Raw genomic sequence first — 14,243 nt, 5'->3', positions numbered from 1 at the left:
ACGGTCCTGGCCAAGATCGCAGTCGAGCGGCCGTTGACGGCGGTGGTGCACGCCGCCGGGGTGATCGACGACGCCACCGTGGAGTCACTGACGCCGCAGCGGATGGCGCCGGTGCTGTCGGCGAAGGCTGACGCGGCCTGGAACCTGCACGAGCTGACCGAGGACGCGGGCTTGGCCGGGTTCGTGCTGTACTCCTCGGCTGCGGCGGTCATGGGCAGCGCGGGACAAGGCAGTTACGCGGCGGCGAACGCGTTCCTGGACGCCCTGGCGGTCTATCGCCGGGATCGGCATCTGGCTGGTCAGTCGCTGGCATGGGGGCTGTGGGACCAGACCTCGGAGATGACCGAACAGCTGGAGGGCGCGGGTCGGTCTCGTCTGCGCCGCGGCGGTGTTGAGCCCATGTCGACAGTGGAGGGGCTGGCGCTGTTCGAGGCCGCGGTCGAGTGGGGTGCGCCGTTGGCGGTCCCGACCCGCGTCGACCTGACGGGGCTGTCTCGTGGAGGTCGGCCGGTGCCCGCACTGCTGCGGAGTCTGGCCGGAGGCGCTCCCGCCCGCCCGACCGCATCCGTGGCCGCGGATGCGGATGGCCTGGCGGCCCGGTTGGCCGCGCTCAGTCCGGCGGACCAGGTGCAGGAACTCCTGGCGACTGTCCAGGCAGCCGCGGCCGTTGTCCTGGGCCATGCCCGGCCCGGAGACATCGATCCACAGCGGGCCTTCCGTGACATGGGCATCGACTCACTGACCGCGCTGGAGCTCCGCAACCGACTGGTGAGCGAAACCGGGCTCACTCTCCCCGCCACCCTGGTCTTCGACCACCCTGTTCCCCTCGAACTCGCCCGGCACCTGCACGACCAGCTGGTACCGCGCCAACCCGGCGTCATTGAGAGTGCCCTGGCGGATCTGGACGGTCTGCGCGCTGTGTTGTCGGCTGTGTCCCTCGACGATGCCGATCGCGGGCGGATCACGGAACAGTTGTATGCCCTCATGGCGGACTGGCGGGCGCAGGGATCAGAGGCGGACGACCAGGACGACCTGGACTCTGCCACGAACGAGGATCTGTATCAGATGGTCGAGCGTGGGTTCGACAAGTAGCTGAATTGTCTGCCGGCGAGACAGGAGCACCTACACACATGTCCGAGGAAGAAAAGCTTCGGGACTATCTGAAGCGGGCCATCAATGACGGTCGGCAACTGCAGAACCGACTGCGAAGGCTTGAGGAGAGTATTCGCGAGCCGGTGGCCATTGTGGGAATGGGTTGCCGTTTCCCGGGCGGTGCCGAGAGCCCGGATGGCTTGTGGCGGTTGGTTGCGGGGGGCTCCGATGCGATGTCGGGGTTCCCGGCGGACCGCGGCTGGGACGTGGCGGGCCTGCCGGACCCGGATTCCGGTGACGGGGGTGCGGGTTATGCCCAGGTGGGTGGGTTCTTGGAGGGTGCGGGTGGGTTCGATGCGGAGTTCTTCGGGATCAGTCCGCGTGAGGCGTTGGGGATGGATCCTCAGCAGCGGGTTTTGCTGGAGACGTGCTGGGAGGCGTTGGAGGACGCGGGCATCACGCCGGGGTCGTTGCGGGGCACCGACACCGGTGTCTATGCCGGCATCATCACCTCCGGTTACCGCGTCGGGGGGCAGGACGGTGCCGGTGGCTATGGGATGACCGGAACCATGGCGAGTGTGGCGTCGGGGCGGGTGGCGTATGCGCTGGGGTTGCAGGGGCCGGCGGTTTCGATCGATACGGCGTGTTCGTCATCGTTGACGGCGATTCACCTGGCCGCGCAGGCGTTGCGGTCGGGTGAGTGCTCGCTGGCGTTGGCTGGTGGCGTCACGGTGATGGTCAGTCCAGGTGCGTATCTGGAATTCGCGCGGCAGCGGGGGCTGGCTGCTGATGGGCGGTGCAAGCCGTTTGCGGAGGCGGCTGATGGCACGGGGTGGGGTGAGGGTGTCGGTGTGGTGGTCCTGGAGCGGTTGTCGGTTGCGCGCGCGCGTGGGCATCGGGTGTTGGCGGTGGTGGCGGGTAGTGCGGTGAATCAGGACGGGGCGAGTAATGGTCTGTCGGCGCCGAATGGTCCCTCGCAGCAGCGGGTGATCCGGGCGGCGTTGGCGAGTGCGGGTCTGGCGGCTGGTGATGTGGATGTGGTGGAGGCGCACGGGACCGGCACTGCGTTGGGTGATCCGATCGAGGCACAAGCGCTGCTGGCGACCTATGGGCAGGATCGTGATCCGGCGCGTCCGTTGTTGTTGGGGTCGGTGAAGTCGAATATCGGTCACACGCAGGCGGCTGCGGGGGTGGCGGGTGTGATCAAGATGGTGCAGGCGATGCGGCACGGGATGCTTCCGCAGACCCTGCACGTGGACGCCCCGTCCTCCCACGTGGACTGGTCGGCCGGAGCGGTGGAGCTGCTGACGGCGCCTCGTGAGTGGCCGGCGGGTTCTGGTCCTCGGCGGGCGGGTGTGTCGGCGTTCGGGATCAGCGGCACCAACGTCCACCTCATCCTCGAACAGCCCGTGCAGGAGGAGGTGGAGTCCGCCCCGGAGGTGGGGTCGGAGTCTGCGGGTGGGGTGGTGTGGGTGGTGTCGGCGCGGTCTGATGCGGCGTTGGTGGCGCAGGCGGGTCGGTTGGCTGAGTTTGTGGAGGCGCGTCCGGGGGTTGGGGTCGGGGATGTGGCGTTGTCGTTGGCGGTGACGCGGACGACGGGGTTCTCGCACCGGTTGGCGGTGGTGGGCCGGGATCGTGGTGAGTTGGTGGAGGGCTTGGCTGCTGCTGTGTCGGGGCAGGTTGGGCCTGGTGTGGTGAGCGGGGTGGTGTCTGGGAGTGCGGCTTCTGTGTCGCGGCCGGTGTTTGTGTTTGCGGGGCAGGGTGCGCAGTGGGTGGGGATGGGGGTGCGGTTGTGGGAGGAGGAGCCGGTGTTTGCGGCGGCGATGGAGCGGTGTGAGCGGGTGTTGGAGCCGTTGACGGGTTGGCGGTTGCGTGAGGTGTTGGGGGATGAGGGGTTGTTGTCGCGGGTGGAGGTGGTGCAGCCGGCGTCGTGGGCGGTGATGGTGAGTTTGGCCGCGTTGTGGCGTGCGGTGGGGGTGGAGCCGGCTGCGGTGGTGGGTCATAGTCAGGGGGAGATCGCGGCGGCGTGTGTGGCGGGTGGGTTGTCGTGGGAGGACGGCGCGCGGGTCGTGGCAGTGCGTAGTCGGGCGTTGGCCGGGCATCTGGCGGGGACGGGTGGGATGGTGTCGGTGCCGGCCGGTCTGGCCGAGGTGGGGGAGTGGATTGCCCGCTGGGGTGGGGACTTGTCGATCGCGGCGGTCAACGCTCCCCGCCAGGTCGTGGTGGCCGGCGCCGCGCAGGCGTGTGCGGAGTTCGTCGAGGCGTTCGCGGAGCGCGGGGCGCGACGGATCGCGGTCGACTACGCCTCCCACACCGCACATGTTGTAGCGGTCGAGGACCGGTTGGGCGAGGATCTGGCGGGACTGTCCCCGGTCAGTAGTCCGGTGCCGTTTTATTCGACGCTTGAGGCGCGGGTGGTGGATACCGCCCAGCTGGATGGCGGGTATTGGTATCGGAACCTGCGGGAGCCGGTGCGGTTCGGTGAGGTTGTTGCCGGGTTGGTGGCTGAGGGGCATCGGGTGTTTGTGGAGGTGAGTCCGCATCCGGTGTTGGGTATGGCGGTTGCGCAGGCGGGTGAGGGTCTGGTGGTGGCGGGCAGTTTGCAGCGTGGTGATGGCGGCCGGGACCGTTGGTTGACCGCGCTGGCGGGCGCTTGGTCGGCGGGCGTGGAGGTGGACTGGGCCGCGGTGAACGGTGGGGAGGGTGGGGCCCGGAGGGTGGCTTTGCCGACGTATGCGTTTCAGCGGCAGCACTATTGGCCGAAGCCGGTGGCTGGTCGTGGGGATGCTTCGTCGGCTGGTCAGCAGCGTTCCGGGCATGCGTTGTTGGCGGCTGCGGTGTGGCTGGCTGATGGTGATGGGTTGGTGTTGACGGGTCGGTTGTCGCTGGCTGCGATGCCGTGGTTGGCCGACCACGCGGTCCACGGCACGGTGCTGCTGCCGGGGACGGCGTTCGTGGACCTGGCCGTCCACGCCGGGGACCTGGCCGGGTGCGGTGTCCTGGAGGAACTGACCCTTCAGGAGCCTCTGGTCCTGCCGGAGCACGGTGGAGTGCAGGTCCAGGTCCACGTCGGCGATAGCGATGGCGGCAGCGGCCGGCGAACCGTAACGGTCTCCTCTCGCGAGGGGGAGGGCGAGTGGGTGCGGCACGCCGTCGGTTTGCTGGCCCCGGCTGACGGTGAGCCTGTCCCGGATCGACTGTCCGTGTGGCCGCCGGCGGGTGCGGTGTCGGTTCCGGTCGACGATGCCTACGAGAGGCTGGCTCGGCGCGGTTACGGTTACGGTCCGGCGTTCCAGGGGCTGCGGCAGGTGTGGCAGGCCGGGGACACCGTCTACGCCGAGGTGGAACTGCCCCAGGTCATCGACTCCGATGCGGCTGGGTTCGGCCTGCATCCCGCTCTGCTTGACGCCGCTCTACACGGGCTCCTGGCTATCGGAAGCAGCAATAGCAATGGCAACGGCAATGGTGGGGGGACGGGGTTGCCGTTTGTGTGGTCGGGGGTGCGGCTGCTGGCCGGCGGTGCCCGCCACCTGCGGGTGGTGCTGACGCCCGGGTCGGGTGGGGTCTCGGTGGCGGCGTTTGACGGTGCCGGTCAGCCGGTGCTGACAGCCCGGTCGTTGGTGCTGCGGGAGGCGTCGGCTGGTCAGCTCACTGGGGCCGGTGGGCAGGTGCGGCAGTCGTTGTTCACGGTGGACTGGGTTCCGCTGCCTGCCCCGCAGACCCCTGAAACCGCTGCGGTGCAGTGGGTGCGGCATGGTGAGTCGGTCGGGTCCGAGGTGGCTCCGGTGGTGGTGGCGGTGGTGCCGTCCACGGCAGAGGGGATCCGGGCGCCGGAGGCGGCTCAGTTGGCTGCTGCGACGGTGTTGGGTTGGGTGCAGGAGTGGCTGGCCGATCCCGAGACGGACAATGCGCGGTTGGTGGTCTGGACCCAGGGCGTGGCTACCGGGCAGGACCTGGCCGGTGCCGCGGTGGTGGGCCTGGTGCGCTCGGCGCAGTCCGAGCACCCGGGGCGTGTGCTGCTGGTCGACGTCGACCCGACGGCCGGCCTGGACCCTGCCAACGACGGCGACGTGGACACCGTACTGGCCCTGGCCCTGGATGCCGGCGAACCCGACATCCGCATCCGCCCTGCTACTGCTGACGGCGGGACCGTGGTGGTGTTCGGGCGTCGGCTGGTCCGGGCGGGTGCGTCGGGTGAGTTGGTGTTGCCTGGTGGTTCGGGTTGGCGGGTGGAGGTGGCAGAGCCGGGTGACTTGGGCAGTGCGGCGGTGGTCGATGCTCCCGAGGCGGGCGTGGCGTTGTTGCCGGGGCAGGTGCGGGTGGGCCTGCGCGCGGCAGGTGTGAACTTCCGCGATGTGGTCGCCGGTCTGGGAATGGTTGCCGACGGCCGGATGCTGGGCGGGGAAGGCGCGGGGGTAGTGCTGGGGACCGGTCCGGGAGTCACCGGCCTGGCGGTGGGTGAGCCGGTGATGGGTTTGGTGCCAGGGTGGGGCCCGGTCGGGGTCGTCGACAGCCGGCTGGTGACTGCGGTGCCGCGGGGTTGGTCGTTCCAGCAGGCCGCATCGGTGCCGGTGGGATTCATGACCGCGTTTTATGCACTGCGGGACTTGGCCCAGGCCCGCCCGGGTCAGCGGGTGTTGATCCATGCCGGTACCGGCGGTGTGGGCACGGCTGCGGTGCAGCTGGCTCAGGAATGGGGGCTTGAGGTCTTCGCCACCGCCAGCCCGGCGAAGCAGGCGGCGTTGCGGGCAATGGGCGTGGAGGACACCCACATCGCCTCGACGCGTGATCTGGCTTTCTGTGAGCGGTTCTTGGCCGTGACCGGTGGTGCGGGTATGGATGTGGTCGTCAATGCTCTGGCGGGGGAGTTCACGGACGCGTCGTTGCGGTTGTTGCCGCGCGGGGGTCGGTTCGTCGAGATGGGCAAGACCGATATCCGTGATGCCGAGCAGGTCGCCCAGGCATACCCCGGGGTGATCTATCGGGCCTTCGACCTGATGGATGCCGGTGTACCGCGGGTCGGGGAGATGCTCGCTGAGCTCGGCGGCATGTTCGAGGCCGGGGCGCTGACTCCGCCGCCGGTGACGTGTTTCGAGCTGTCGCAGGCGGTCGCGGCACTGCGTCATCTGCAAGCTGCCCGGCACATCGGCAAGGTCGTACTGAACGTCCCCGCCGAGTGGGACCCGCAGGGCACCGTCCTGGTCACCGGCGGGACCGGAACCCTGGGCGGGGAACTGGCCCGGCACCTGGTCACCGTCCGCGGTATGCGGCATTTGGTATTGCTGTCGCGACGCGGCCCGGCCGCACCGGGCGCGGCGCGTCTGGTCGCGGAGCTGGCTGAGCTGGGCGCGGACGTCCGGGTGGAGGCCGGCGATGCCGCCGACCGTGACGCCCTCGCCACGGTCCTGGCCAAGATCGCAGTCGACCGGCCGTTGACGGCGGTGGTGCACGCCGCGGGGGTGATCGATGACGCCACCGTGGAGTCACTGACACCGCAGCGGATGCTGCCGGTGCTGTCGGCGAAGGCTGACGCGGCCTGGAACCTGCACGAGCTGACCGAGGACGCGGGCTTGGCCGGGTTCGTTCTGTACTCCTCAGCCGCAGCGGTCATGGGCAGCGCGGGACAAGGCAGCTACGCGGCCGCCAACGCGTTCCTGGATGCCCTGGCGGTCTATCGCCGGGAACGTCACCTTGCCGGCCAGTCGCTGGCCTGGGGCCTGTGGGAACAGACCTCGGAGATGACCGAACAGCTGGAGGGCGCGGGCCTGTCCCGTCTGCGCCGCGGCGGCATCGAGCCGATGACGACGGAGCAGGGCCTGGCGCTGTTCGACGCCGCTACCGCGTGGGGCGTGCCGTTGGCGGTCCCGACCCGCCTCGACCTGACAGCACTGTCACGCCCGGGACGACCGATACTCCCGCTACTGCGCGGCCTGGCCACTGCCGTTCCCGCCCGCCCGACCGCAGCCGTGTCCGCAGACGCGGGTGCCGTTGGCTTGGCGGCCCGGTTGGCCGCTCTCTCTCCCGCAGAGCGGGAGCAGGAACTCCTGGAGGTCATCCGGGCTGCCGCCGCCGTTGTCCTGGGCCACATCCGCCCCGGGGACATCGACTCCCAGCGGCCCTTCCGCGAGATGGGCATCGACTCTCTGACCGCGCTGGAGCTCCGCAACCGGCTCGCGAGCGAAACCGGCCTCACCCTCCCCGCCACCCTGGTTTTCGACTACCGGGCACCGGACGAGCTCGCCCGGTTCCTGCTCGGTGAGCTCGGTGAGCTCGGTGACACCTGGGCACCCGCTGACGAGGACATCGCCGAGCAGTTCGCCAGGTTGGAGACGGCCCTCGCCAAGGACAGGGACCTCGATGAAAAGCTGCGCGGGTTCGCCCGCTCCCGTCTGCAGGCACTGCTGAACATGGTGGGCTGACCGGATCGATCGATTCCACCGGATCGATCGATCCGAACGAGAGGAGAGAGCCGGCCCGCGAGAGCGGAGTTGGAGGAGGAGCCGGAGCGGTTGTGCCGCTCGATGAGCTCTACGAGGCCCCTCTCGCGGGAAGAAGGTGGTCGCCCATCCGTCCGGCCGAGCCGTAGCCGCACCTGCCGCGCGGGTGCCCTCACCGCGCTCATGCGTCGACGAATCCCCACAGTGGGCAGTGGGAGTTCGAGGCGCTTATCTCCCCGATCGGGCGACCGTGTCTGCCCTTCGGCCGACGGTTCAAGGTTCTCGCCGCGCTGGTCCGACGCACCGCACCGTCCGGGCGGACGAACGCAGTGTTCGCCCCTTCAACGACATTCACGTCTTTAAACGACGGCGAACTCGCCTGCCCCCGCACCCGCATTGCACAGTTCGCCGCGGCCGACCTGAAGGCACTCGTTCAGCGCGGCGGGCCCACCGCCGGCGTCGAACCAGCGGCGCAGACCCCGCCCGACGGGCCGCTGGCTCCCCTCGTGGTCGAGGTCGACCGGTTGGTCGGCTGGGATGGTGACGTCGGCGTGGGCGGCCGGCGCGGCCGGCTCACGGCCCAGCTCGCCGGGCAGCATGCCATCTGCTGTTCGACGGCCATCCCCCGTGCCCGACACCGTCAGACTCGACACCCTCTGGCACACCGGCCCCTTCGACCGCGCCCGCCGCGGACGACCTTGGCCACAGCCCCCTTCCGCGCCCGGCACATCGACCTCTACTCCTCCAGGGAGGTCTTTGCGTAACCTTCCAGGATTTCGTGATTCCGCCATTCCTCAAGAATCTTGGCGTACTTGATGATTCCTCCGCCATAGAAGTTGTTCAATACCGCCTTCGCATCATCCGGATTTCCCTCGTTGTTGACATAGCTGGGAGTGCACTCGCCGATGTTCATCCGGGCCGCCGCGATCCGCCTCGTGCTCCATGATTCGCGCATGGCGATGAGCCATGCCTCCTCAGCTTCAACGGTCGCCTCGACGGAGGCGACCTCGCCTTCCAAGCAGTGGTTCACTATCCATGCGATATGCATGGCTTGCTTTCCGTTCCCGTACAGGTAGTTGGCGCCGAGGCCATTTCCTACCAACGTCATCTGGAAGTAGTTGGGGAGCCCGCTGACCAACATCCCGTGGAGGTTCCGGAATTCATCTCTCCAGCGCTCCTGCAACGTCACGCCGTTCCTGCCGGTGATGGGGAACTGCGCGACCTGGAAAAGTTCGGGATTCGTTGCCGCCAGTCCCGATGCGTAAACGATCAGATCCGCCCCGCACTCGACACCATCGACGACGAGACCGTGTTCTGTGATCTCATCGACACCTGCAGGGCAACTCACCAGGGTCACGTTCGACCTGTTGAAGGTCGGGTAGTAGTCGTCGCTGAAGGTAGGTCGCTTGCACCACGATGCGAAGTACGGCTTGAGCGACTCCGCAACGTTCGGGTCGTCTACCGTGTCGTCGATCCGTGCGCGCAACTTCTCCATGAACGTCATGTTGGCGAGCGCAAGCCGCTGCTTGAGGGTGAGTTCGACGCCGGCCTTGCCGGCCATCTCGGCCACCTCCGCGCCCAAGTTGCGAAGCGTGATCGAAAGTGAGGCGGAGTCGCTGACCACACCGTTGGTGTAAAGCGGCTCGGCGCTGGGGTTTCCTTCGACGTTCGCCATCATGTTCCAGGCGCGGCGCTCCTGCCATCCCGGCTCGAGGCCGGCGGCCCACTCCGGATCGGTCGGGAAGCTCTGGCGCGACGCGACCAGGGCCGGCGTGCGCTGGAAGACGTAGAGATGCTTCGCGTATCTCGCCACAACCGGGATGATCTGGACGGCGCTGGCCCCTGTTCCGATGACGGCAACGCGCTTTTCGCGCAGCTTGTACAGGTCCCCGTGGGTGTTACCGCCCGTGACCTGGTAGTCCCAGCGTGCGCTGTGGAAGCTGTCGCCCTTGAAGCGGTTGATCCCTGGGATGCCGGGCAGCTTGCCCGAAGTGAAGGATTCTCCAGCCGCCAGTACCACGAATCGTGCGCGGAGGGTATCGCCTCGATCCGTTTCGATGGTCCACCGCCGACCGTCTTCGTTCCACGTAGCGCTGTTGACACTCGTCTGGAAAAGCGTCTGCGCATGGAGGTTGAAGCGATGGCCGATGCGCTGCGCATGCTGCTGAATCTCTTCAGCGTCCGTGTAGCGCTGACTCGGAATGTAGCCGGTGTCCTCGAGCAGCGGAAGGTAGCAGTACGCCTCGCTGTCACATGCGGCACCGGGGTACTGGTTGTAGAGCCAGGTCCCGCCGTAGTCGTGAGCACGTTCGATGATCCGGAAGTTGTCCACGCCCACCTTGCGCAGCTGTGCGGCAGTCTGCAGACCTGCGAATCCGCCACCGATGATCACGACGTCGACATCGGCGGCGACAGGGTCGCGGTCATGGCGGTCCTGATGGAAGGTGTCGTCCAGGTACTTCTGGTACTCCCCCTCCATCTTGATGTATTGCTTGGCGCCTTCGGCGCGGAGACGCTTGTCGCGCTCAAGGTCATAGCGATCCTTCAGCGCCTGAGGGTCGAAGTCGAGTTGCAGTAGCTCTTGCAGACCGGTGAACTCGCTAGCGGCCACTGATATCACTCCTCTCTCGGACGCACTACCGAAGCCGGAGCGACATCGCCCCGGCTGACGATTGCGCACCGAGTACACACAGCTCGGCCGAAGCCTCCGGCTGTCCGACGATTCGTTGGGTGGGACCGATCGCTCCGACGGGACCTGGTGTTGCCACGAAAGGAGGGGCCACTTCAGCGCGACGTGGTCAGCCAGAGGTGCTCAAGACCGCGCAAGGCGGTGTGGGGTTTCCAGTCCGGGCGCTGGGTCATCCGGCACTCCGGGAGGAGGGGCAGCAGGTGGCGGAGGGCGATGGCGGCCTCGGCGCGTCCCAGCGAGGCGCCCAGACAGAAGTGGATCCCGTGGCCGAACGACAGATGCCGGCGGGTGTCGCGGGTGATGTCGAAGACTTCCGGGTCATCGCCCAGTGCCTCGTCGCGATTGGCCGCGCCGACGAGTACGAGGGCACGCGCGCCTGCCGGGACCGTGGTGCCGCCGACCGCCGCGTCCTTCAGCGCGATACGGGCCAGGAGTTGGACCGGAGGGTCGTAGCGGAGGGACTCCTCGATGCACTTGTCGATGAGGTCGGGGGCGGACTGCAGGGCGGCGAGCTGGGCGGGGTGGTTGAGCAGGGCGAGGACACACCCGCCGATGAGGCCGCGGGTGGTCTCGTAGCCGGCGATGAGCAGCAGCCGGCAGGTGATGATGATCTCGTGCTCGGTCAGGGTGCTGTTCTCGTCATGGACGTGAACGAGGGCGGAAACGAGGTCGTCGCCCGGCTCGATGCGCCGCTTGTGCAGCAGCGCCAGCAGGTATTCATGGAAGCCGTCCCGGGCCGCGCGCATCATGGGGCGGACCTCGGACGGTATGAGGAAGCGGAAGTCGGTACTGCGGGACAGTTGCTCGGCCCATGTCGCCAGCTTCGGCCGGTCGGCCTCCGGGATACCGAGCAGCTCACTGACCACCCGGACCGGCAGCGGACGCGCGAGCTGGTCGATGACGTCGAAGCGAGGGCCGAACTCGCCCACCAACTCGCTGGTGGTCGCCTCGATGCGCGGCATAAGTGCCCGGACACTCGCCGGGGTGAAAGCACGGGACACCAGGCGGCGGAGCCTCGTGTGGTCGGGCGGCTCCAGCCGGAACATGTTGCTGGCGTTGTCCTCATCGGTGGCGACGTCATTCGGCACGTGGCTGAAGGCCGGGTCGCTGAGGACCGCTGCGCAGTCCTGGTAACGGCTGAAGACGAACAGGTTCTCGCGCGGCCGGGCGACCGGCCGTTCGGAACGCCATTTCGCATAGGCCGGATAGGGATTTTCGACATGGTCGGGGCTGAAGAGGGCGGCGAGAGCCGGGCGCTCCTCCGGCCGCACGGCGAGCTCAGACATCCGCGTGTCCCCATCGCCTGTGTGGGCTCAAGGTCAGCCGGACGGGCAGGAGGCCATCGATCGGCGTGCTGGCCGGGGGCCGGGTGCGCCGTTGCCTGACACAGGGAGGTGATGTCACGGATGCCTCCGGAATCGGTAGGGGAAGACCTCTACTGGTGGGGCCGCTCGAACGTGACCGGAAGCGGCGGTCGCCGCAAGAGGATGCCGTGGACCTGGTCGACCAGTGCGTCCACGTCCGTCAGCGGCTCCTCCGGGCGGCGGTCCTGTCGCTCGGGGTACTGATGAGCGACAGGGAAGTCGGGCATGCCGCTCCACGTGCTGGCTTCGGCAGAATGACGCGCGATGTATGTGCGCCACCGGCACCCATCGCCAGGCAAGCCAGGCTTGAGCCTACAGGCGGCCCTCCCGGCCACGGCCTGTCGGACAGTTCCTCTGTTCCACTGCGTAGGCACAATCCGCCCACTGCCGGTGTACGGATTCCGGCCATCACCCAGTCGCGCTGGATGAGCTGACGGTCGGCCGGCCAGGTGAGAGCGGTGACACATGGGAGGCCATTGCCTCCCAGTGGGCGCGTGGTGGAACCGTGTTATTTCGGGTGGTGAGGCGCGGTGGCTACCTTCCGGTCATGAGGGACCGTAAGGCGTATGCGTTCAACAGGGCGCACGGTGACCCAGGCCCTGCCCCGGGCCCTCGCCCGTGTCCCGGACCGGTGACAGCTGGAAGTCGTCAGTTGGGGCTCACCGGCCGCAGGGCCCGTTCCCCGCAGTTGTCGGTGAAGTGCACGAGGAAGCGGGTCGTCGGCGAACCGGAGGATGGCATGGGCCTGATCGCGCAGGCGTTCCAAGGGGTCGCGGACGGTGGTGCACCGGGACTGTGGTCAGCGTCTCTGCCGACACCGGTTCGGGAATTCGGGTAGCGCAGTGGCGATGCTGCGAGCGGGAACCGGCTCACTTCTCTCTGAAACGCTGAACTTCTTTTCGCACGGGACGGACGGACATGCCAAGCGCTGAAGGATTTCCTGTGCGGGATGACATGATCGCAGTCATTGGCATGTCGTGCCGCCTGCCCAAGGCACCGGACATCGACGCCTTCTGGCAGCTTCTCCGCAGCGGTGGCGATGCGATCACGCGGGTGCCGGCGGACCGGGAGGAGATCGGTCGGTCGCGGGCGGGCGACGCCCTGCCCGGCATTTCCTTCGGCGGCTATCTGGAGAGCGTCGACCGGTTCGACGCCGAATTCTTCGGCATCTCCCCACGCGAAGCCACCGCCATGGATCCCCAGCAGCGGCTGGTGCTCGAACTGAGCTGGGAGGCGTTCGAGGACGCCGGCATCGTGCCGGGCAACGTCCGCGGTGACCGGATCGGCGTCTTCATCGGGGCGAACCGCGACGACTACGCCGCGCTGCTGCGTGGGCGTGGCACGGACGCGATAACGGCACACAGCAACACCGGCCTGCAGCGCGGCATGATCGCGAACCGGGTCTCCTACGTGCTCGGGCTGAGCGGTCCGAGCTTGACGGTGGACACGGCCCAGTCGTCCTCGCTGGTCGCCGTTCATCTGGCGTGCGAGAGCCTGCGCCGCGGGGAGTGCACCAGCGCGCTGGTCGGCGGGGTCAAGCTCAGCATCAGCCAGGAGACGGCGGCTGAGGAAGCGAAGTTCGGCGGCCTCTCGCCGGACGGGCGCTGCTTCACGTTCGACTCGCGCGCCAACGGTTACGCGCGCGGCGAGGGCGGCGGCGTGCTCGTCCTCAAGCCCCTGTCGAGCGCGTTGGCCGCCGGTGATCCCGTGTACTGCGTGATCCGCGGCAGCGCAGTCAACAGCGACGGCGCAAGCGACGGTCTGACCGTTCCGAGCGGCGCGGCACAGGAAGCGGTCATCAGGCGTGCCCACCAGCTCGCCGGCCTGCAGGCGGCGGACGTGCAGTACGTCGAACTGCACGGCACCGGGACCCGGGTCGGCGACCCGGTCGAGGCGGCGGCGCTCGGCGCCGCGCTGGGCCGGGACCGCGCTGAGCACGGCCCGCTGGTCGTCGGCTCGGTCAAGACGAACATCGGCCACCTCGAGTCAGCGGCGGGAATCGCCGGTTTCCTCAAGGTCGCGTTGGCCATCCGCGAGCGCGAGATCCCGGCCAGTCTGAACTTCCGTGAGCCGAACCCGCAGATTCCGGTCGACGAGCTGAACCTGCGGGTCCAGACCCGGACCACGCCCTGGCCGCAGGCCGACCGGCCGCTCATCGCCGGGGTCAGTTCCTTCGGGATGGGCGGCACCAACTGTCACGTGGTGGTCGGCGAGGCACCCGTCCTCGAACGGTCGGCGGCACCTGAGGCCGGGGTGGAGTCCGCCCCGGAGGTGGGGCCGGAGTCTGCGGGTGCGGTGGCGTGGGTGGTGTCGGCGCGGTCTGATGCGGCGTTGGTGGCGCAGGCGGGTCGGTTGGCGGAGTTTGTGGCGGCGCGTCCGGGGGTTGGGGTTCGGGATGTGGCGTTGTCGTTGGCGGTGACGCGGACGACGGGGTTCGCGCACCGGCTGGCGGTGGTCGGCCGGGACCGTGGCGAGTTGGTGGAGGGTTTGTCTGCGGTTGCTGCGGGTGAGGTTGCTGCGGGTGGGGTGGCGGCGGGTGTGGTGATGGGTGCTGGTGCTGGTGCTGGTGCTGGTGTGGGTGCGGGTGGTGGTGGGGTTGCGGTGGTGTTCTCGGGTCAGGGTTCTCAGGGTGTGGGGATGGGTTTGGGGTTGTATGGGGTA

General features: G+C 68.4%; 7 protein-coding genes. 3 read left to right on the top strand and 4 right to left on the bottom strand.

Features of this window, described 5'->3' with window-relative positions; all coding sequences use genetic code 11:
• Together AC3ERT_RS36020 and AC3ERT_RS36015 are read left to right on the top strand one after the other, a co-directional pair.
• Nucleotides 1-1,092, top strand: a 1,092-nt coding sequence (locus AC3ERT_RS36020; RefSeq protein WP_435179321.1) for a beta-ketoacyl reductase, incomplete at its 5' end; no start/stop codon positions are given.
• A 38-nt stretch (nucleotides 1,093-1,130) separates the two neighbouring features.
• Nucleotides 1,131-7,511 (top strand): SDR family NAD(P)-dependent oxidoreductase, encoded by a 6,381-nt coding sequence (locus tag AC3ERT_RS36015; protein ID WP_435179319.1) that lies wholly within the window; start codon nucleotides 1,131-1,133, stop codon nucleotides 7,509-7,511.
• Nucleotides 7,512-7,888: 377 nt separating this feature from the next.
• Here AC3ERT_RS36015 and AC3ERT_RS36010 read toward each other — a convergent pair whose 3' ends face one another.
• The 4 genes from AC3ERT_RS36010 to AC3ERT_RS35995 form a co-directional block, all read right to left on the bottom strand.
• A complete protein-coding gene (locus AC3ERT_RS36010) occupies nucleotides 7,889-8,128 on the bottom strand; it encodes a hypothetical protein (RefSeq protein WP_435179317.1) in 240 nt (79 codons plus the stop codon).
• A 137-nt stretch (nucleotides 8,129-8,265) separates the two neighbouring features.
• Nucleotides 8,266-10,140: a flavin-containing monooxygenase gene (locus tag AC3ERT_RS36005; RefSeq protein ID WP_435179315.1), complete on the bottom strand. Its 1,875-nt coding sequence runs from the start codon at nucleotides 10,138-10,140 to the stop codon at nucleotides 8,266-8,268.
• A 173-nt stretch (nucleotides 10,141-10,313) separates the two neighbouring features.
• Nucleotides 10,314-11,504, bottom strand: coding sequence for a cytochrome P450 (locus tag AC3ERT_RS36000; RefSeq protein WP_435137980.1), 1,191 nt, complete (start codon nucleotides 11,502-11,504; stop codon nucleotides 10,314-10,316).
• A 149-nt stretch (nucleotides 11,505-11,653) separates the two neighbouring features.
• A complete protein-coding gene (locus tag AC3ERT_RS35995) occupies nucleotides 11,654-11,809 on the bottom strand; it encodes a hypothetical protein (protein WP_435137977.1) in 156 nt (51 codons plus the stop codon).
• A gap of 691 nt (nucleotides 11,810-12,500) precedes the next feature.
• Here AC3ERT_RS35995 and AC3ERT_RS35990 point away from each other — a divergent pair.
• On the top strand, nucleotides 12,501-14,243 hold a 1,743-nt coding region (locus tag AC3ERT_RS35990; RefSeq protein WP_435179313.1), incomplete at its 3' end, for a type I polyketide synthase.

The sequence above is a fragment of the Actinacidiphila sp. bgisy145 genome (genome assembly GCF_057708125.1).
The sequence above is the reverse complement of the archived record's forward strand: the minus strand, read 5'-3'. Positions and strand labels throughout refer to the sequence as shown.